This window comes from Vibrio penaeicida (genome assembly GCF_030689305.1).
GTDB classification, from domain to species: Bacteria; Pseudomonadota; Gammaproteobacteria; order Enterobacterales; family Vibrionaceae; genus Vibrio; species Vibrio penaeicida_B.
The window spans coordinates 314254-335133 of sequence record NZ_JAUYVM010000002.1 but is presented as its reverse complement, the minus strand read 5'-3'; the positions used below and the strand labels follow the sequence as shown (position 1 = coordinate 335133).

The following is a 20880-nucleotide window of genomic DNA, read 5'->3' as shown; positions in this document are numbered from 1 at the left end:
CCTTAAAAAAATGAGCCAGACAATATCTGGCTCTTTTCTACATTATGGATAAGTTAACTCAGTGTGAATGTTTAGCAGCTATGCACCTACTTTAAATTGTGCCACTAATGTTTTCAGCTTATCCGTCTGAGAAGACAAATCCCTAGCAGAAGACGCCGCTTGATTCGCTTGGCTGTTGGCATTTTTAGACACTTCGGAAACCGTTTCAACGCTTTCACGTACTGCGACGCTTGCGTTTGCTTGCTCTTCCGATGCCGCCGCTATACTGTCTATCATCGTGGCAACCGCTTCGGCACCTGCAACAATATCTTCTAAGCTTGTTCCCGCTTTTCCTGCCAGTTCCACCCCTTCTTCCACATGGCTAGTACCGGCGTTCATTCTATCTACTGCAAGCTTAGTTTCACTTTGAATCGCTTCGATTGAGCCTGCAATTTCTTCCGTTGCTGTCGTGGTTCTATCAGCCAACGTTCTCACCTCATCCGCAACCACCGCGAAACCTCGTCCGGCTTCGCCTGCACGTGCTGCCTCGATAGCCGCATTCAAAGCAAGTAAGTTGGTTTGCTCTGCAATGTCATTGATTACATTAATAATGTCACCAATCTCGGAACCGCGTTTACCCAATTCAGCCACACTTTTCGAAGACGCCATTACCGCTTCGTTAATGGAGCTCATACCCTGTATGGTGTTTCGAACAATATCACCACCAGAATTGGCGGTAACACCTGCTTCTTTGGCGCTACTTGTTGCATCAGTTGATTGCTTAGCCACCTCGGCAACGCTTTGCATCATTTCATCAATAGACGTTGAAATATGTTCCACTTGTTCAGCTTGAAGGTCGAGGTCTCGCGCCATTTGCTCACTTGTCTGGGCGATTTCATGCGTTCCTTCCGCGACTTGATTCGTCGTTGAAAGGACTTCTTGCATGGCTTGGTTGGTTTTGGAAACCGCTTGATTGAAGTTTTCTGACATTTTGCCCAACTCATCTTTGGAATCGACAGCAATACTCACGGTTAAATCCCCACCAGCAAGTTTACGCAACCCGCTTGCGACCTCCTCAACAGGTTGAACAATACTTCTCAATACAATCCAAGATACGGCTCCTCCTATCAATACCGCAGCTAAAGTACCAATAATAATGGTGTAAGCGGTGTTTTCCGTCGCCGACTCTGCGGCTCCTTGCCTTTGAATCATCAAACTTTCTTCTATTTGAATAAACTCGGCAATTTGCCCTCTAAACTTATCAAAATAGACTTTACCACGCGCCTCCCCAACCAATTTTGCTACGTCGTTCATTGTTTTGGCATCGCCAATTCTAGAGCGTAACGCAATAGCTGGCTCGGTGACATTCAACCTCCACTCTGAAATGGTTGTTCTGATTTCTTCAAGCAATTTGACTTGCGCTGGGTTATCGCTCACCGTTTTTTTCTGTAAATCAACGCCTTTATTGAAATTCTGAAAACCCTGTTCGTAAGGTGCTAAAAATTCCACTTTTCCTGCTAACAGGTAGCCTCGCATACCTGTTTCCATATCCACGGCTGCCGCTTGAATATCAATTGCCTGCGATATGACCTTATGTGTATGCTCCACCCATTTAGCCGACTCATTAAGTTCATTTATTGCGGCATTCATGCCCTCAAAGCTTTGCGCCGATTCTTTACTTCTCTCAACGATGAGCTTTTCTTCCTCAGCAATGATCTCGCCAATTTGCGCTCGGAACTTATCAAAGTACTGTTTGCCTCGCGCTTGCCCAACCAAGTTTGCAATGTAATCCATGGAAAGCGCCCCAGAGACTACTCGTTTTCTATCTGCAATAGCGGGTTCCGTTATGTTTTTGTTCCAGCCTTTAATGTTCTTTTCAATTGCACTAATTCTAGAAACTTGTATTGGGTTATCACTCACCTTTTCTTTCAGCGCTTTACTTATGTCGAAAAAACGACTTTTCCCACTGTTGTACGGTTCTAAGAATTCAGATTTGCCAGCAAGCAAGTACCCGCGCATTCCCGTTTCCATATCAACGGCAGCAGCAGTAAGGTCTAAGGAAAGGCGAATTACCTCATGGGTGTGGTTAACCCATGAGTTATTGGTTTCTAAATCTGAAATGGTTTGATAGGCATTGGCTGAAACCTCTCGTGTCGATTCTTGACGAGCCTGCAACAGTTTATTTTCACGACTGATAAAGGTCGCAATTTGTTCTCTAAACTTATCGAAAAACACTTTACCTTTTGCCTCGCCAACCAAATCGGCCATATCATCCATGGTTTTGGCGTTACCGATGTCTCGGCGTAACGAAATAGCAGGTTCTGTCACATTGGAAACCCAAGCATTAATGTTGCTTTGTATTTCAGAGAGGCGCTGAACCTGCGCAGGGTTATCACTAACGGTTTTTTGCAATTCAGAAACTAAATTGCCGAAGCGAGTTCGTCCATTAACATAAGGCTCTAAGAATGCTTCCTGACCCGCAAGCAGAAAACCTCGCATCCCAGTTTCCATATCCACCGCAGCCCCTTCAATTTTCATGGCTTGCTGTATGACTTTGTGCGTATGGTCCACCATATGACCTGATTCGTCTTGATTATTTGAGCTATTTAACGCGACGACTGAAAGAAAAATCAGCAGTACAAGTGGGATACCTGTGCCTAATGCTATTTTCAAAGTGAGGGATAAATTCTTAAACATACGAAACCTTAGCCTTACCTTTGAGCGCTTCGCACTCTGCAGATGTTGTTTTGTCAAATAGATGTGGAGGTAAATGCTCGGAGCCTGCTTATGAAGGTTATTTTATCCACACACTCTCTACGGGCAGTTGAGCTTACAAATAAAGATATAGACCATGAATCGTATTTTAGACAATGCTTAAACTAAATAAATGACGTGTCATCAGACCACCTAATGTAACCATGTAAACTTTATTATTGAGCTCCATATAACAGAGCCAAAAACAAGCTCTCGATAACCATCATTTTTTTTAATCTTGAAGATAAAAATGTTTGTATGACGCACGGAATATTCCTTGATACATTCGCCGCCACTGAGTACCTAAGAGGAAAATCAATCTCCTCCACTCAGATTAGTTATCCGTACTATAAAGGTCTGTCGACCAAGTACATCGCTTCATGGCTGTTCCCAGCCTTTACATTAAGTAATCGAAATGAATAAGAAGATCATCGTAGGGTGGCGAGAAGTGCTGAGCCTACCTGAACTTCGCCTAGATCGTATCAAAGCGAAAATAGACACAGGTGCACGGACTTCATGCTTACACGCATATAAGTTGGAAACGTTCATTCAGAACAGCACGCTTTGGGTACGATTTTGGATGCACCCAGAGCAAGACAACACAGAGCTTAGCCAGGTTTGTGAAGCCAAAGTCATCGATGAACGAATTGTGCGGGATTCTGGCGGTCATGAAGAGAAGCGATACGTCGTAGAAACTCTGCTTTCACTTGGTGGGAAGCAATGGCCTATCGAAATTACATTAACAAATAGAGAAAACATGCGATTCAGAATGTTGCTTGGCAGAACTGCCATGCAAGATCGAATCATTGTTGACCCAACCGAATCATTTTTAGTGCCACTTGAGGAGAAAAAATAGTGAAAATTGGCATCCTTTCTCGTAACGCGTCTTTGTATTCTACTCGCCGTTTAATTGAGGCGGCAAAGGATCGTGGTCATGAAGTTAAGGTTATTGATGCCCTGCGTTGTTACATGAATATCAACTCAGATAAACCTGAAGTGCACTTTAAAGGTGAGGAACTTACTGGGTTCGACGCTGTTATCCCAAGAATAGGCGCATCGGTAACGTTTTACGGTACAGCGGTGTTGCGCCAATTCGAAATGATGGGTGTGTTTCCAGTAAACGAGTCAGTAGCAATTACTCGTTCACGCGACAAGTTACGCTCGCTGCAACTACTTTCTCGCAAAGGAATTGGTATGCCTGTAACGGGTTTTGCAAGCAAGCCCGATGACGTAAAAGATTTATTAGACATGGTGGGCGGTGCGCCTGTTGTGATCAAACTGCTTGAGGGAACTCAAGGTATTGGTGTGGTTTTGGCAGAAACTAAAAAAGCAGCAGAAAGTGTTATCGAAGCTTTTATGGGGCTGAAAGCCAACATCATGGTTCAAGAGTTTGTAAAGGAAGCAGGCGGTGCAGACATCCGTTGCTTTGTCATCGGTGACAAAGTGATCGCGGCTATGAAACGTCAAGGAGCTGAAGGTGAGTTTCGCTCTAACTTGCATCGTGGGGGAACGGCATCTTTGGTGAAGATCACCCCGGAAGAACGTAAAACAGCCGTCGCAGCGGCTAAAGCTATGGGCTTAAATGTTGCAGGTGTAGATTTGCTGCGCTCTGAGCGTGGTCCTTTAGTAATGGAAGTTAACTCGTCTCCTGGTCTTGAAGGCATTGAAAAAGCAACAGGCAAAGACGTGGCTGGAATGATCATTGACTTCATTGAAAAAAATGCAGCAATTAAAGGAACTAAGACACGTGGTAAAGGCTAAAAGAAATCAGAGCTTTGAATTGCTCAATCACATCACGGAACCAGGTGAACGATCCACGTTTGAACTGGAAGCGGCGAAACTGTATACCCACTCACCACTTTCTATTCAAATTGAGGTGATCAATGGTAAATACGCTGGTCCCGTTATGATGGTGAACGCAGCTATCCATGGTGATGAGCTCAATGGTGTTGAAATGGTGCGCCAGCTATCGAAAACGATAGATCCCGCTAAACTCAAAGGCACGGTAATCGCTGTGCCTATAGTGAACGTATTCGGGTTTATTCATAAGTCACGCTATTTGCCTGACCGACGCGACTTGAATCGCTGTTTTCCGGGTTCAGAAAAAGGGTCGCTCGCTTCTCGAATGGCGCATTCGTTCTTTAGTAAGGTAGCGACTCGCTGCGATATCATTTTGGATCTTCACACGGGTGCCATACACAGAACCAATTTGCCCCAAATTAGAGCAAACTTGGACAATGACGAAACGCTAAGGCTTGCTAAAGCGTTTAATACACCCGTTGTTGTCGATGCAGCACTACGCGATGGTTCGCTTCGTAGTGAAGCGGAACGGCTTGGTATTCCAACTTTAACTTATGAGGCTGGCGAAGCGCTCCGGTTTGAGCCTATATCAATCAGCGCTGGTTTGCTTGGTATAAAGCGAGTTATGCAAGCAGCAGGCATGTTAAGGGAAAGCCGGAAGAAATACCCAGAGCCTGTGATAGCGAAATCGACAAACTGGACCAGAGCCAATAGCGATGGCATGTTACGCACAGTGGTTACTTTGGGTGAAAAAGTAGCGAAAAATCAGGTATTGGCATACATAAGTTCGCCTCTTGGTGATACCGAAACGTGCATCATTGCCCCCAAAGAAGGCATTGTTATTGGGCAACAAACATTGCCATTAGTCAATGAAGGCGATGCCGTATTCCATCTTGCATTCTTTACTCAAGATACTGAATTGGTTGAACAAGCTGTAGAAAGTTACATAGACGAAATCAGTGATGTTGAAAGCGATATCATCACTACCGGTCAATTAGCATTAACTTGAAATTAAACACACACCCGTTTAGGCCTTAATTATGATACCCAGTCAATATGACTGGGTATTTTTTGGCTCTAGCTCCCGATCTAATTCATTGCTCCGCCTCTAACTTTGAATATACGCAAACTCAAAATTACAATTACAATTACAATTACAATTACAATTAACATATTAATAACAATTACAGTGAGTAATGTATGCTTTCTATATTCGATATCTTCAAAGTAGGTGTAGGGCCATCGAGCTCACACACTAATGGTCCTATGATAGCGGGTTATCAATTTGGTCAAAAACTGATACCGGTTTTGCACAAGATATCTCGAATACAAGTTGACCTATTTGGTTCACTTTCCCTAACGGGAATTGGGCACCACACAGACAGAGCGGTATTGTTAGGTTTAATGGGGAATGAACCTTCTAACATCAATATTACCGACGCTAACCAGCTACTTGAAGAATGCTCGAAAAAAGACAAGCTCTTACTGTGCGGGAAACATTCCATCAAGTTTATTCGAGATGAAGATCTCCTGTTTCATAAAAGCGCTTTACCTCTCCATGAGAATGGTATGTCCATAACCGCGTACGATATCGATAATAACGAATGTACTAAAGAAATCTATTACTCGATTGGTGGTGGATTCATTGCAACAGAAGCCCAGTTAAATAACCCAAACAACGATGAAAAGCATGATGTACCCTACCCTTTTTCTAGTGCAGAAGAATTGTTGACCCAAGCGGAGAAAAATGGCTTGAGCCTTGGTGGGTTGATACAAAAAAATGAGCTGGCATATCGCTCCGAAGCCGATTTAGAAAACAAAGCTGACCAAATCTGGGAGGTAATGAGCCAGTGCATGGATAAAGGGTTTGAAACCGAGGGGATATTGGATGGTGGGCTTAACGTCACCCGACGTGCCCCTGCTCTGCTCAAAAAGCTGGAAGCTAATGCGTCAATAGAAACGGACCCAATGGAAGTCATGGACTGGATAAACTTATTCGCTTTCGCCGTCAGTGAAGAGAACGCAGCTGGCGGACAAGTGGTGACTTCCCCTACCAACGGTGCGGCTGGTGTTATACCGGCCGTATTAATGTATTACCACCAATTTTTGCGCCCACTAGATAATAAGCAGATCCGAGATTTTTTAGCCGTTTCTGGTGCAATTGGCATGCTCTACAAAATGAACGCTTCCATCTCTGGAGCCGAGGTCGGCTGCCAAGGCGAAATAGGCGTTTCCTCTTCTATGGCGGCCGCTGGGTTAACAGCCCTAAGAGGTGGCAGTAATGAACAAATTTGCATTGCAGCAGAAATTGCAATGGAACATTCACTGGGGATGACTTGCGACCCAATCGGTGGGCTTGTTCAAGTTCCCTGTATTGAAAGAAATGCAATGGGCGCGGTTAAAGCAATCAACGCGTCTAGAATGGCACTCAAACGAACCAGTAAGTGTCTAATATCTTTAGATAAAGTTATCGATACCATGTATCGCACTGGTAAAGATATGAATAAAAAATACCGCGAAACATCGCTGGGCGGTCTGGCTATGATTCATCTCGCGCCTCCGTGTGAGTAGCCAAATATCTGAGTTAATTGGATACGCAGTAATAGCATTAATTTCTATATACATAATGCCGATAAGGGAATAGGTGGAAAACACGCAAACCACTCAAACGACTAGCTGGGTATGTGGATGGATAGGTGATCGAGCTTATAGGTGAACGAGCTTATAGATAAACAAGCTGGTAGAATTGGCTGGTATCAAACTTTAGTTTTTTCTTTTCTCTCTTGGTAGTAACGGACAAATTCTTTGCTAGCAAGCGATTCACTGAAATACCAACCTTGTACTGAAATACCACTTCTTAAGGGAACAGATTCCAGTTGACTGCCCTTCTCAACGCCTTCTACCACCACATTTAGTTGTAACTCTGACGCTATTCCTAACAAGCTATTAAACACTTTTTTCCCTTTTTCTGTGTTCAGAGCATCTACAAAACTTCGATCTATTTTAAGGGCGTCTATTTCAAACTTGTTGAGATAGCTTAAAGATGAAAAACCGGTACCAAAATCATCAATGTAAATCTGGACACCCATGAGGTGTAACCGATTCATCACCATTGTTATTTTACGTTGATCAGACAGTAATGTTTGTTCGGTAATCTCAATATGTATATTGCCAGCATACGGAGTGACGAGCCGTTCAATTTCTTGTAACGTATGTTCATCCATGAGCGATTGAGGGGTGATGTTGATACTTACTTCAACATTTACACCTTTGCGTATCCAATAATCTAAGTCATTAACCACATTTTTAACGACCCAAAGATCAAGTTCTTTCATCATCCCTGCTTGTTCTAGCCACGGAATAAATCGATCGGGGTATTCCACGTTGCCACTCTTATCCTTCGCTCGAACTAACGCTTCACACCCTACAATTTCTAAGGTGTTTGCGTCGATTTGAGGTTGATATTCAAGGCAGAACTCTTTGGTACTAATATTTTCAAGATGACTTTCTAGATTAGCTTCATTTCTCACTCGGGTTTGCATGGTCGAAATAGGGTCATCGTTCAATGTAAATGCCTCTTCCTGCCGCCTCGTATAGCTGGTATCCAGTGCGGTGAAAAAGATAGCGTGCCGAGAATATGAGCGCTCTATCCGCAGAACAAATGGCAAATAAATTAAAGTCCCTAAAAAGATATTAAAAATTTGTAAGAAGACAGCTGCCATATCACCATTAGTTGCAATCCATGCATTCACAAGAACGGGGCTAAGAAAAGGCAAAGAAACACTTGGTGAAGACACCCAACCACTTTCAATTGCAAACAGACTCACCGCGACATTCATCATAGGAACTAAAATAAAAGGTATGATCAGCCTAGGGTTGAAAATAATAGGCAACCCAAAGAGCAATAATTCGTTCACGTTGACAGCGGCAATAGGTATGCTTGCTAAGGCAATCACTCTAAAAGACGGTTGTTTAGCAACCATCAATAAAGCGATGATCAACGAAAATGTTGCCCCACTTCCACCAATAAACACAAAGCTTCCCATAAAAGATAAATTCATATGATAGAAAGCTTCACCGCCAGAAATTACAGCGGAATGATTAAGGTTAATCGCCTCGATAAGTAATTCAACCATCGGCAGCAATGCATAATATCCGTGGACACCAACAAACCAGAAAACAGAATTCAACAAACTAAATACTAACCCAAATGAGTAGGGTTCATTGGCGTAATCCAACAGCCTCATATCCACCGATATGATGTTGGATAAAGATGTAATAAAAACCAAATTGACAAGAATGGTGCAGCCGCCAACCATGATAGCAGGCAATATTAGGTTGAGAGATTCTTTCACTATCTGACCAGCGTTGTCCAAGTTGGTTAATACACTCCACTTTTGCTTTACTAACCAACTCAAAATAGGGACAAAATACAAAGGTGTCACAATTGCCATGATGACACTGTACATAACCATTACTTGCTCGTCGGGAATGAGTTCTTGGACAACGACCAAATACGCTATGGACAATAAAGCTACGGGGGGTCTGGGTAAGCGATATTGCATCGCTAGAATCGTAGATATAGACGCGGTGAGCAAAATAGGGAATATCGCGGTTAGCTCTGAATAAACAGTAAAACTAACCTCAACCCATACTGGTCTGTCACTGTATGCAAAATCACCAATTGCGGCAATAAATAAGACTATAGAAGACAGCATTAAGCACGGAACTGTCCACAGCATGCCTTCACGCAATGCAAATAAGGAGGACCAAAAATACTTAGTGAAGGACTCTCGGTTTCCCCAAAGTATCAACGTTTTTAGCTTGTCTGCTCGATTCCATATCTGCATGTCAAATCTCGACAAAACCACTCTAGCTAACATTAGCACAGGGTTACAAAGAACCTCTTCCCGAAAGTGAGACCACACTGATTTCGTACTATCCACGGAAGATTTCAGGTCTTGAATACAAAAAAACGCCACATCCTGTGGCGTTTTCTGCTGATCCTATTCTTAGATTTTACCCAATTCGAAACTCTGTTTTTTCGTATGCTTTCACTAGCCACTTTCCGTAACCGTCGAGTATCCCAATAATAGAGCGTTTAGGTACTGGTTTACCTTGCAACAAAATAACAAGGCGTTGAATTTCAACTTTTTTCTTTGGGTAATAACGTAGAAATTGTTTCCCGCATTCTACTGGATTCTCTATCCATTGTTTATCTTTGTACATAATCAACGAATAACTGGCTCTAAGCAGCTTCTTTGCAATCACTTTTTGAAGGTAACGTACTTCAATATCGGCATTCGCTTTTGCAATTTTTTCTCTGTAGAGCGTTACCCAGTCCCCCACATCCATGTTCCAATGTTTGGCAATTTCCCAGCTGGGTTCGAAATCCCCAAAACTTTGTGAAAGATCTTCACCATGTACGCATACACAGCAATGCCTAAGCATAAAACCCCATGTAAAGATGCCATCTAAACTCAGAATTTCTGGCATCATGCCAAACTGGAATTGAATTCCGGTAATCAAGTGGTTGTATTGTTTAGAGAATCGCCATTTGATGGTTTTGACTATGGTGTGTTCTTTATCGGAGAGTGGCCTTTGGGTCACGATAACAATATCGAGATTGGAATGCCCTACTTTTGCACTCTTTCGAGCAACACTACCAAAAATATAAACACTGTGAAGGTTAGAGGTTAACCCTCTGGTAAGGAAAGCTAGTACTTCATTAATGACCGACTGAAAGTCGGGTTGGAAAGGCTGTTTAGGGTCGATAACCGGCAGTGAAGTGGCTGTGTTCAAAAGAGTATTCCGCATTTTTGACTGGAGTATGTAAACTCAATCATATTCGCCCAGCATTCGCGTTCGATCAAGTCTACTCGTAGAAATAATGCCAACTTATACTCCCATCCTCTTAAACCGGGTAGCTTGAGTAGACTATCATCCTCTTAAACTGGCGTGTTGAACCTAGCATATTGAAGTTACTTGAGTATAATTTCAGGTTGTAAAAATATTTAGGAATCTTATATGCCAAGGGCTAGCGAGTTAAAAAAAGGGTTTGCCATCATCTCAAATGGTAAAACACTGCTAATTAAAGACATTGAAGTGACCACCCCTGGTGGGCGTGGCGGCGCAAAAATCTACAAGCTACGTTGTACTGACCTGTCAAATGGCTCGCGCGTTGATGAGCGCTTTAAATCTGACGATGTTGTCGATACGACCGACATGGCAAAACGCAATGTTGTCTTCTCTTACATCGACGGCGATGAGTACATCTTCATGGACAACGAAGACTACACTCAGTTTAACTTTAAGCAAGACGACATTGCCGAAGAGCTGCTATTTATTAATGAAGAAACTCAAGGCTTACAGGTACTGGTTGTTAATGACCAGCCCGTTGGTCTGGAACTACCGTCTACCGTTGAACTGGTGATTGAAGAAACCGATCCTTCAATCAAAGGCGCTTCAGCGTCTGCTCGTACCAAGCCAGCCCGTTTTGCTACAGGCTTGACGGTACAAGTCCCTGAATACATTTCCACAGGTGATCGCATCGTTGTGCATACAACCGAACGTAAATACATGAACCGAGCTTAATAATATGACCGATTTAATTTCTTTTGATGATGTCATCGATGCCGCTTACGATATCTTCCTCGAAATGGCACCCGACAATTTAGAACCAGCCGATGTCATCATTTTTACGGCTCAATTTGAAGATCGCGGCGCTGCAGAGTTAGTCGAGACACGAGACGACTGGGTTGGTCATGTTGGATTCGACGTAGATAAAGAAGTTTACGCTGAAGTGAGAATTGGCTTGGTCAACGAAGAAAGCGACGAGCTCGACGATGTGTTTGCTCGCCTACTGGTTAGCCGCGACCCAGATAACAAATTCTGCCATGTACTTTGGAAAAGAGACTGATCGTTCCTTTGGCAATACGCTCTAACAAAAAAGCCCACAGACTTTATGTCGGTGGGCTTTTTAATTGCTACTAAGTTACTAGGTTACTAGGTTACTAGGTTACTAGGTTACTAGGTTACTAAATCGTAAGTGACTCAGTGAGTGAGAAAAAGTATCCCCGTTACCAAAGCTTCATTAGATTAACCGTTGCCGTACTGCCATCTTCGGCTTGATCCACAACCTGAAGTACAATTCCATAGTGTGGGGTTAATCTACCTGTCGCTGGGCGAATTGGGTTCGAGTAATCCTCCCAGTCTGCAAACATTGGGTTTGCGACAACATATGGGTCGTCTAATGTTAGCCCCTTCTTATCCACAAGGTGAATTTGCTTACCCGTTTTTGTGTTAAACGCAGCATCACGTACTTGATAGCGAGAAGTCGCTGGCGTACCGTCACTCCAGAACTGCGGGTTGCGATCCGCATCAACTACACCTAACCAACCTTCACCGGGGTGAGAAGCAACACCATTGTCGGTGTGAGAAGTGTCGACATACCAGAGCACCAGCCCCTCATCAAACGTCATGATGTGGTTGTTGCGATTGATGTGCGCAAGACCTTTATCAACACCTTCATGTTGACGCCACTCAGCAAGATAGTAGTGCTCGTGCTCAAAGCTGCCGTTATTCAGCGCCATGCCATCAAGGGTTAGCTCAGGTGCACTCGACTCCGCATTGAAGTAAGCCAAAGTTTGAGAATCTGCGCTAACGGTAACTTCATCAAACCAATACCCATTTTTCACGTATCCGCCATCCGTTAGATAGTTAAATGAAATGGTTACTGTCTGACCTGCGTATGCAGTTAGGTCAAACGTCGCGTCTACCCAACCATTCGAAACACCTGTAAAGCCGATGCCATAACCTATTTCGTGCGGATCGTAAGTGGTCGTAATGTTACCTGCAATAGGGGTTCCATTAACCAAAACTCGGCCAAAATCGTATTCGTCTTCTATGTCGTAGTTCACCTTAAACGTCAGTGCTGCCGATGCTGCATTTGGAATAGCCACATCAAAATGAATATTGGTGTTTAGGTTATCACCTCGCTGAGAGTAAAACGATTGAGCCCCTACAACATCCATTAACTTCACGATTTTCGGTGGAAGGTTAATACGTAAATAGTCGTGGTTTGCACCTTTCGAATTCGCCTGATCAAGCGTGATCGATTGAGGAACAGTATTTAGCTGGTCAAACTCGACCGTTTTACCATGTAGCCAATTTCCGCCCAACGAGTTTTGCAAGAACTGTCTCGCCCATGGGCTAAAGCCTGTTGGCTCAGTACCCGGGATCAACCCAGCCCAAGAACCAGAAGACATGATAGACCAATAAGAAACAGGTTCCCCTGGTGTACTTCCCCATTCATCCTGACCATAAACCGTGTCGTATTCGTCTGGAAGACCGAGATCGTGCCCATATTCGTGCGCCGCAACACCCGCCGCAGCGTCAATTGGTTGAATGGTGTAATCGTATGCGGCCATCAAACCACCCCAGTTAGGAACTGACGATGATGTGCCTTCAAGTTCAAAGACTTTACCCAAATTCCATCGATGCGACCATATCGCGTCGGAGCCCAAGTTACCGCCCCCAGCTTCTTGCCCAACACCGGAATGGAAAATCATGATGTGATCAACCAAGCCATCGGGTTCGCGGTAATTGCCATCACCATCTAGGTCATAACGGTCTTCAAGATCATAATCGCTCAGGTTTACATTTGGATCTGCGGCAGCAGCCACTAGTGCTTCCCTAACCAAATCACGAGCGTTTACATCTTTTGTGCTCCCCTTTTGTGCACCGTAAAAAGCGGCGGGATGCTGAGCTTTATACCACCCAGCTACGCCTCCAATTTGCGTATATGAACCACCAGATTGTTGTTCATAAAACTGCACCATAGAAATGAGATTCTTACCATTACTTCCCACGTAACCACTTTGACCAAATAACATATCTTGATAGTGTGAAGGCGTGTAATCGTCGTAGTAATTTGACGTTTCGTCTGGAGTAACCATATTGGCTGGATAGTCTGGAAACTCAATTAAAATAGCGAGAACTTTGTCTTGGGTAATCGATCCAGCCCATTCACTTTCAGGCATCGATCTCGCAATTGATGCTGGTATTTTGTCTGAAATACCAGAAGACATTAGCCCCAATAGGCGCTTATTTCTTTTTTCCTCAAAGCTGGCTAATTCCCCTTTTTCAGGTTTTTGAACATGAATAGAAGAAAGGTATGCATAAAGTGCCCTTTCAGATTCAGTTTCATTTGCTTCTTTTGAAATAACACCCGTCTTTTTCAGCATTGTGATCAATCTATCCTGATTAACCACCCCAAAATCAACGCCGTGAGAAGAAGGTGCGCCATGCGCGATAGTAGAAAATCCAAGTAGTGAGCATAGAATGCCCGCTGCTACTTTACTTTTTATTGGTAATACATGTGAACTCATTACAAGCCTTTTTTCCCTGATTATTTAATACATATTTGCCAACTGAATTGGTCAAAATTCCATTTATTAAAAAAGGCGATATATAGCAAACAATTCCATATCGTTAATTTTATAGATTATCTACAAACCTATATATCTAAATTCTAAAAGTTAAAAATATTAATATCCCCTTAGAATCTAACTCTATTAAGTAATACAAAGATAGGAATCTGTCCACTTTGAATAAAATAAATTTAATTAAAACAAACCTCTTATTAATCTAAATGTAATTACATGGTTCAGAGTTTATGATTGAAAAATCTCGCATTTACAGACCAAAAGAATACTCAACATAAAAGGTTAACAAAAATGAAATAAAAATAATGTTTATTAAAATCATAGCTTTGAAATGAATGACTACTTGTAATGATAAACTTAAATATAATAAAGAAGAAAACTAAACACTAGAGTGTTATTTTTTATTCACTTTTTTTAAATAAAAATATAACAAAAGTACAATTACTAAATATTGAATAATGATCTCATTCAGTTGAAATTAATAAAGTAGTAATTCAAAATTATTAAGACTATAAACTTTATTCCCACTCAATTTAGATTAACACCATATTGGTACGTTATTACATAACAGAAAGGTGTTGCTATTTTTATAATCAGAGAAGAAAAGAATTTATTAGCGCTCACTCCAATTTCTGTCTCATTTCTTAAAATCCTAGCTTTAATTCTGGTTTTTCAAAAATGCCCGTTGATCATTTTTTGTACAAATGTTTAATATATTACTAACAGTATTACTTAATCAACATTAAGTAATACTTATAGGTATGAATCAGCCTGAGTAGTGTGGTGATTTGGCAGAAGTAAGGAAAATGAGTTAACAAAAGGAAGATTGAAATGGACCGTTCAAACAGCAAACTGAACCCTTACCCTAAAGGTATGGACCGCAGAACTTTTTTAAAAACCTCTACAGCCGCCAGTGTTGCTTTGGCGTTTGGGTTGCCTGGAATGTCATGGGCAGATGCGCATGACCACATGCTGAGTACATTCCTAGCCGCAGATGTGGATTGGAAAGCTTATGCTGGTGAAACCATTGTTTTGGGTGCCATGGAACACCCTTGGGCACAAGCCATTGCTCCAACCCTCCCTCTCTTCGAAAAACTAACGGGCATTAAAGTCAAACTTCAAAAGCAATCGGAAACGGAATACGTGGGTGAAATGCCCGTCAAACTTGGGGCGGGATCGCCTGAGCCCGATGTCATGATGGTGCACGCTCTGGGGCAATTCATTAGTTCTGGCTGGTTAGAGCCACTTGAAGATTACTACGCTAACAGCGCCTTATTTGATGCAAATTGGTATGACGCAGACGATATATTCTCTATGGCCAACGACTTCCCCATTTGGTCTGACAAGGTTCGTTATAGTATGGCTGTGACCGCAGAAGCGCAGACCTTATTTTGTAATACCAACGCCTTTGCAAAAGCGGGAATATCGATCCCCAAAACATACGACCAATTATACAGTGCAGCCACCAAACTCAAGTCCAACCAAATGGCAGGTATTGTCCTGCGTTCAAAATCCGATGGTACAGCAGGAACCTGGCCCTGTGGTGGCTTCTTGTTCTCTTACGGCGGTGAAGTCATCAAAGAGGGTCACTGTGTACTCGATAGCGACGAAGCCATTGCTGCGATCGATATGTACGGGCGACTGCTCAAAGATGCCGGTCCACTGGGTGTAGGTAATTACCACTGGTATGAAGTGTTGAATGACTTTTCGGCGGGTGCAGCCGCCATTGCAATGGACTCATCCAATTTCGCAACCGATTTCCAAAACCCAGAAAAGAGTCTGGTGCACGATTCCACCACCTACGCGTCAATGCCTACGCATTTAAATCATACGGCTAAAGCCAACATTTGGACTTGGCAAGCAGGCATCAACCGACATTCAAAGAAAAAACATGCTGCTTTCTTACTGTTAATGTTCCTGAATTCCAAACCCGGTTGCGCACTGACCTCCGCCAATGGGTTGGCCACCATTCGTAATTCCGCATGGGATTCTAAAGCGTTTCAAGATCGTTTTGGTACCGATGCAGCAAAAGCCGCACTCGCCAACCTCAACTCGGGTGATGCAGAAATCTTCAAGGCTTGTTGGTTCCACCCTAAAGCTGCGCAAATTCTTGACGCGTGGGGCATTGCCATTAACGAAGTCGCAACTGGAGCAAAAACGTCAAAGACCGCCATGACGCTCGCCACCAACAAAATCAACGATATTTTGTAAGCCGCGAAGTACGAGTTCGCCTCTATAGCGATGAAACCACACATAAAGTTGGATAAGGAAGGTACGGAAATGAAGGCAATGTTGTCAAAGGATATGGCAGTCACCAAGCCCCCTAAAGCACTGCGATCGGCTAAGAGGCACCGTAGAAATTTTATTTTGGCGATGCTTCTGCCCGCTACCGCGGTTCTACTTTTAACAACGTTGTTTCCATTCTTACTCAGTTTGTACTTATCTTTTACCGACTACTCGTTACTGAACGCCGGTGAAAAGAGCTTTATTGGGTTTGGAAACTACAGCAAATTGTTTCAATCCGATGAGTTCTGGTCCGCCACCAAAGTGACGTTGGTTTTCACCATGGTGGCGGTCACGTTACAAACGGTCTTAGGTGTAGGCATGGCCGCCCTTTTGCACCATGAGTCCAAGCAAGCATCTTGGCTTCGGCTGCTTTTTTTACTTCCCATTGCAATTACACCCGTTGCCGCCACGTTCACCTTTCGGTTGATGTTCAACCCATCCTTAGGTGTATTTAACTATATGCTCACATCGATTGGGTTGGAACCCAGCGCATGGACAGCAGCACCTGAGTCGGCGCTACTTTCTCTTATCTTGGTGGATACATGGCAGTGGACGCCCTTCATCTTGTTGATCACCGCGGGAGGATTAGCCTCACTGCCCTCCGAGCCCGAAGAGGCAAGCGAAGTCGACGGCGCAAATGGCTGGCAAACGTTCTTTTATGTCACACTGCCACAATTGAAACCATACATAGCACTCGCCTTGCTGTTTCGAGTGATCGACGCCTTCAAAACCTTCGACATAATCTTTGTTTTGACCGGAGGCGGCCCCGGGATCACCACTCGTACATTAAATATTTTGGCGTATAAGCAAGGCATCGAATTTCTTGAAATGGGGTATGCGTCTGCCATCGCGATTGTCATGCTGCTCTTTACCTTAATCGTCAGTCAGGTTTTTCTTAGAAAGCTTGGATTATTCGACTTGAAAACAGGGAGCGCAACATGAACGGACGTAAATTCACTCCCAGCATCTTGATTGTTCGCCTTTTTGGTTCCATATGGGCGCGTCGTATCTTGCTGTATTTATTTGCGATTTGGTGCTTGTTTCCACTGTATTGGATCTTTTTAACGTCGTTGAAAACCCCTATCCAAGCCATGTCTCGTCCGCCGAGCTTTTGGTTTGAAGCCACACTGCAAAATTTTGAAAAAGTACTATCAAATCCAGCCATATTGGATTTCTTCATCGACAGCGCCATCGTCGCGGCGGGTTCAACCTTACTGAGCTTGCTTATTGGTGCACCAACGGCTTACATCCTTGCTCGTTTCCATTTCAAAGGACGTGGGGATTTTGGTTTTTGGATTCTGAGCACTAGGATGACGCCTCCCGTGGCCATGCTTATACCTTTCTTCGTCTTGTTTTTTCAACTCGGACTTTTGGATACGCATATTGGTTTGATCATTGCTCACGTCGTGCTCAACTTGGCTATCGTCGTATGGCTACTTCGTGGGTTTTTCTCTGAGTTACCGGTGGAACTTGAGGAAGCCGCCTACCTAGATGGCGACACCTATTTCAGTGCGTTTTTTCGCATCACCTTACCCCTTGCCCTTCCGGGACTCGCTTCTGTTGGGATCTTGATTTTCTTGCTGTCATGGAACGAATTTCTATTTGCACTCGTGCTCGGCGACAGCGAAGTCAGAACCGTGCCAATTGGTTTATACGGGTTCATTGGGTATCAAACCATCCGCTGGGCAGAGTTGTCCGCTTCCGCAGCGCTGATGATCGTTCCAATTATTGTTTTTATTGTTATTTTCCAACGTCACCTTCTAAGAGGCTTGACGATGGGATCATATCGTTAGTGTTTTAGGAGTAACCGATGACACAAGTTTCACTAAATGCGGTCAAAAAAGAGTGGTCCGGAATCAAAGCCGTCAATCAGTTTGACTTAGATATTGCGGATGGGGAGTTCATTGTTCTTCTTGGTCCTTCGGGGTGCGGTAAAACGACAACAATGCGGATGATCGCCGGTCTAGAGACGCCAACGTCGGGTGAAATTCGATTTGACGATACCGACATGACCGACCGTCTACCTCGAGACAGAAACATCGCGATGGTGTTTCAAAATTACGCACTTTATCCCCACATGACCGTAAGAGATAATATTGCATATCCGCATAAGATCGCCGGCGTAGACAAATCGACTCGCTATCAAAAGTCTCTTTACGCCGCAGAAAAAGTGGGATTGCTGGATTACCTAGACCGCAAGCCTAAAGCCTTATCGGGAGGTCAACGTCAGCGAGTTGCGCTTGCCCGAGCCATTGTTCGCAATCCGTCGGTATTTTTGATGGACGAGCCTTTGTCTAACTTAGATGCAAGACTAAGAGTTGATATGCGAGCCGAAATCAAGCGGCTGCAACGTGAAATGGCCGTCACCATGATCTATGTAACCCACGACCAAATCGAAGCCATGACCTTGGCGGACAGAGTGGTCATTATGTCTTCTGGCGAAATTCAACAAATCGGCACACCAGACGAAGTCTACGATGACCCTGCCAACCTGTTTGTAGCCGGTTTTTTAGGCTCCCCTTCCATGAACAAGATCCAAGGTCAGATTCAAAACCAATCTTTCCAAACAAATGCAGGAAACCTGCCAGCACAAGGTATAGAAGATAACGACACCGTTGTGTTAGGCATAAGACCGGAAGATTGCACCCTATCAAACCAACCCTCCCACCTAACTGGAAAAGTTTATGCCGTTGAACCTACCGGAGATTCCACGCTAGTGGTATGTAAAGTTGATGGTCAATCTATCACCTTAAAAGCCGACAAACATTTCCGCCCAGAGCTGGATGCAGACATTCATATTCAGGTCAATCCAGAACGTATTCTCTACTTCGATGACCAAACTGGGTTACGTCTGCGTAGCATGTCAAACGCCAGTAGCTTGGGGGCAGAAACATGAAAAAGAGGCGATCTCAAGCTTGGTTCAGCCCAATGGACAAAGACGGATTCATTCATCGAAGTTGGATGAAAAACCGAGGCGCGCCAGACGACATGTTTGATGGTCGACCTGTCATCGGTATCTGCAATACTTTTTCTGAACTCACTCCATGCAATGCGCATTTTAGAGAGCTGGTTCAGGAAGTGAAAAATGGTGTGCTCGAAGCCGGCGGTTATCCATTGGAGTTTCCTGTATTTTCATGCGGAGAATCGAACCTGCGCCCAACTGCCATGCTGTTTCGCAACCTTGCTTCCATGGATGTAGAAGAATCCATCCGTGGTAACCCGATAGACGGTGTGGTGCTCATGGCAGGCTGCGACAAAACCACTCCGGCGTTACTAATGGGTGCAGCCAGCGCCAATTTACCGACTATTCTTGTCTCTGGCGGTCCAATGCTAAATGGGCGATTTCGCGGGGAAACGCTTGGTTCAGGCACGGATGTATGGCGATTCTCAGAAGATGTTAGAGCAGGAAAAATCGACGTTAAAACCTTTATGGACGCCGAGTCTGCCATGTCTCGCTCTGCTGGTCATTGTAATACGGTAGGCACCGCGTCAACTATGGCCGTTATGGCTGAATCCCTTGGCGTCACCTTGCCTTACAACGCCACTTATCCTGCTGTTGATGCGAATAGAGCCCGAATTGCGAGGTTATCAGGTAGGCGCATTGTCGATATGGTCGAAGAAGATTTATGCCTAAATCAGGTATTAGTCCGAGACGCTTTCTTAAACGCCATTCGAGTCAATGGAGCCATTGGCGGGTCCACCAATGCCGTTGTGCATCTCCTCGCAATTGCTGGGCGTGCAGAGGTTTCGCTAACTTTGCAAGATTGGGACGAATATGGACGTGAGATCCCTACCCTTGTCGACTGCTTGCCCAGTGGCCGTTTTCTGATGGAAGAATTTTGCTACGCCGGGGGTGTCCCTGCGGTGATGAAACGTATTGATACGTCATTAAATTTAGATGTTATGACTGTAACGGGCGACTCATTGAAACACAATATTGGATCGGCGCAATGCTACAACGATGAAGTGATTCGCCCATTGAATAACCCGCTAGTTAAACAAGGTGGCATTGCCATTTTAAAAGGCAACCTCGCCCCTCAAGGTGCTGTGTTAAAGCCGTCAGCCGCCACCCCTGAATTAATGAATCACCGCGGCAAAGCTGTCACCTTTTCTAGTATTGAAGATTTCAAAGCGCGAATTGACTCTCCTGAGCTCGATATCGATAAAGACTCCGTTCTGGTACTAAAAGGGGCAGGGCCAAAAGGCTACCCCGGAATGGCCGAAGTGGGCAATCTGCCTTTGCCAAAAAAACTGTTGGAGCAAGGCGTGCGTGACATGGTCCGGATTTCGGATGCCAGAATGAGTGGTACGGCGTTTGGCACTGTGGTGCTGCATGTTGCCCCAGAATCCGCGGCAGGTGGCGCTATCGGGTTAGTGGAAGATGGAGATGTCATCGAACTGAACTTAGACCAACGCAAACTGCACTTAGAGGTGGCAGACGATGAACTACAAAAGCGTCGAGAACGTCAGGTTATCGCGCCTAGCCCAATCACCAGCGGCTATCAAAAATTGTATATCGACCATGTTTTGCAAGCCGACCAAGGTGCAGATTTGGATTTCTTATTGGGATGTCGTGGTGCAGGCGTACCACGCGAAAGTCATTAGGAGAAAAAGC

The 20880-nt window shown here is 44.1% G+C and carries 15 protein-coding genes; 11 read left to right on the top strand and 4 right to left on the bottom strand.

Annotated features, from left to right (window positions below):
* Positions 1-78: 78 nt before the first annotated feature.
* Positions 79-2676 carry a CHASE3 domain-containing protein gene (locus Q8W40_RS04620; RefSeq protein WP_305396090.1) on the bottom strand — a complete coding sequence of 866 codons (2598 nt, stop codon included), beginning with the start codon at positions 2674-2676 and terminating at the stop codon, positions 79-81.
* 472 nt (positions 2677-3148) lie between these two features.
* On the opposite strand from Q8W40_RS04620, the gene Q8W40_RS04615 reads away from it, so the two are divergent.
* The 4 genes from Q8W40_RS04615 (at position 3149) to Q8W40_RS04600 (ending at position 7104) form a co-directional block, all read left to right on the top strand.
* Positions 3149-3589, top strand: coding sequence for an ATP-dependent zinc protease family protein (locus tag Q8W40_RS04615; protein ID WP_305396089.1), 441 nt, complete (start codon positions 3149-3151; stop codon positions 3587-3589).
* On the top strand, positions 3589-4494 hold the full coding sequence (gene rimK / locus Q8W40_RS04610) for a 30S ribosomal protein S6--L-glutamate ligase (protein ID WP_101111393.1): 906 nt from the start codon (positions 3589-3591) through the stop codon (positions 4492-4494). The genes Q8W40_RS04615 and rimK overlap by 1 nt, the downstream gene beginning before the upstream one ends.
* A complete protein-coding gene (locus Q8W40_RS04605) occupies positions 4481-5542 on the top strand; it encodes a succinylglutamate desuccinylase/aspartoacylase family protein (RefSeq protein ID WP_305396088.1) in 1062 nt (353 codons plus the stop codon). Before rimK ends, Q8W40_RS04605 begins: the two co-directional genes overlap by 14 nt.
* 191 nt (positions 5543-5733) lie before the next feature.
* The gene (locus tag Q8W40_RS04600) at positions 5734-7104 is read left to right on the top strand and encodes an L-serine ammonia-lyase (protein WP_305396087.1); all 1371 of its coding nucleotides are present in this window, start codon (positions 5734-5736) and stop codon (positions 7102-7104) included.
* Positions 7105-7289: 185 nt separating this feature from the next.
* On the opposite strand, the gene Q8W40_RS04595 is transcribed toward Q8W40_RS04600, so the two are convergent.
* Positions 7290-9383 carry a PTS sugar transporter subunit IIC/EAL domain-containing protein gene (locus tag Q8W40_RS04595; protein ID WP_305396086.1) on the bottom strand — a complete coding sequence of 698 codons (2094 nt, stop codon included), beginning with the start codon at positions 9381-9383 and terminating at the stop codon, positions 7290-7292.
* A 169-nt stretch (positions 9384-9552) separates the two neighbouring features.
* On the bottom strand, positions 9553-10335 hold the full coding sequence (locus Q8W40_RS04590) for a nucleotidyltransferase domain-containing protein (protein WP_305396085.1): 783 nt from the start codon (positions 10333-10335) through the stop codon (positions 9553-9555).
* A 225-nt stretch (positions 10336-10560) separates the two neighbouring features.
* On the opposite strand from Q8W40_RS04590, the gene efpL reads away from it, so the two are divergent.
* Both efpL and Q8W40_RS04580 read left to right on the top strand, forming a co-directional pair.
* A complete protein-coding gene (efpL, locus tag Q8W40_RS04585) occupies positions 10561-11127 on the top strand; it encodes an elongation factor P-like protein EfpL (RefSeq protein ID WP_126609230.1) in 567 nt (188 codons plus the stop codon).
* A gap of 4 nt (positions 11128-11131) precedes the next feature.
* On the top strand, positions 11132-11452 hold the full coding sequence (locus tag Q8W40_RS04580) for an HI1450 family dsDNA-mimic protein (protein ID WP_305396084.1): 321 nt from the start codon (positions 11132-11134) through the stop codon (positions 11450-11452).
* A gap of 160 nt (positions 11453-11612) precedes the next feature.
* On the opposite strand, the gene Q8W40_RS04575 is transcribed toward Q8W40_RS04580, so the two are convergent.
* On the bottom strand, positions 11613-13922 hold the full coding sequence (locus Q8W40_RS04575) for an immune inhibitor A domain-containing protein (protein WP_305396083.1): 2310 nt from the start codon (positions 13920-13922) through the stop codon (positions 11613-11615).
* Between the two features lie 888 nt (positions 13923-14810).
* Here Q8W40_RS04575 and Q8W40_RS04570 point away from each other — a divergent pair.
* The 5 genes from Q8W40_RS04570 (at position 14811) to Q8W40_RS04550 (ending at position 20870) form a co-directional block, all read left to right on the top strand.
* Positions 14811-16190, top strand: a complete 1380-nt coding sequence (locus Q8W40_RS04570) for an ABC transporter substrate-binding protein (RefSeq protein WP_305396082.1) — start codon at positions 14811-14813, stop codon at positions 16188-16190.
* Between the two features lie 69 nt (positions 16191-16259).
* Positions 16260-17207 (top strand): carbohydrate ABC transporter permease, encoded by a 948-nt coding sequence (locus tag Q8W40_RS04565; RefSeq protein WP_305396081.1) that lies wholly within the window; start codon positions 16260-16262, stop codon positions 17205-17207.
* Complete coding sequence (locus tag Q8W40_RS04560; RefSeq protein WP_305396080.1) at positions 17204-18058, top strand: carbohydrate ABC transporter permease; 855 nt, start codon at positions 17204-17206, stop codon at positions 18056-18058. Before Q8W40_RS04565 ends, Q8W40_RS04560 begins: the two co-directional genes overlap by 4 nt.
* Before the next feature lie 17 nt (positions 18059-18075).
* A complete protein-coding gene (locus tag Q8W40_RS04555; protein ID WP_305396079.1) occupies positions 18076-19161 on the top strand; it encodes an ABC transporter ATP-binding protein in 1086 nt (361 codons plus the stop codon).
* Positions 19158-20870 (top strand): IlvD/Edd family dehydratase, encoded by a 1713-nt coding sequence (locus Q8W40_RS04550; protein WP_305396078.1) that lies wholly within the window; start codon positions 19158-19160, stop codon positions 20868-20870. The genes Q8W40_RS04555 and Q8W40_RS04550 overlap by 4 nt, the downstream gene beginning before the upstream one ends.
* Positions 20871-20880 lie beyond the last annotated feature (10 nt).

Coding starts and splice junctions, on each gene's coding strand:
- Q8W40_RS04555 (WP_305396079.1), top strand. CDS start 18,076: ATGACACAAGTTTCACTAAATGCGGTCAAAAAAGAGTGGTCCGGAATC.
- Q8W40_RS04570 (WP_305396082.1), top strand. CDS start 14,811: ATGGACCGTTCAAACAGCAAACTGAACCCTTACCCTAAAGGTATGGAC.
- Q8W40_RS04595 (WP_305396086.1), bottom strand. CDS start 9,383: ATGCAGATATGGAATCGAGCAGACAAGCTAAAAACGTTGATACTTTGG.
- Q8W40_RS04600 (WP_305396087.1), top strand. CDS start 5,734: ATGCTTTCTATATTCGATATCTTCAAAGTAGGTGTAGGGCCATCGAGC.
- Q8W40_RS04575 (WP_305396083.1), bottom strand. CDS start 13,922: ATGAGTTCACATGTATTACCAATAAAAAGTAAAGTAGCAGCGGGCATT.
- efpL (WP_126609230.1), top strand. CDS start 10,561: ATGCCAAGGGCTAGCGAGTTAAAAAAAGGGTTTGCCATCATCTCAAAT.
- Q8W40_RS04550 (WP_305396078.1), top strand. CDS start 19,158: ATGAAAAAGAGGCGATCTCAAGCTTGGTTCAGCCCAATGGACAAAGAC.
- Q8W40_RS04615 (WP_305396089.1), top strand. CDS start 3,149: ATGAATAAGAAGATCATCGTAGGGTGGCGAGAAGTGCTGAGCCTACCT.
- Q8W40_RS04580 (WP_305396084.1), top strand. CDS start 11,132: ATGACCGATTTAATTTCTTTTGATGATGTCATCGATGCCGCTTACGAT.
- Q8W40_RS04560 (WP_305396080.1), top strand. CDS start 17,204: ATGAACGGACGTAAATTCACTCCCAGCATCTTGATTGTTCGCCTTTTT.
- Q8W40_RS04620 (WP_305396090.1), bottom strand. CDS start 2,676: ATGTTTAAGAATTTATCCCTCACTTTGAAAATAGCATTAGGCACAGGT.
- Q8W40_RS04565 (WP_305396081.1), top strand. CDS start 16,260: ATGAAGGCAATGTTGTCAAAGGATATGGCAGTCACCAAGCCCCCTAAA.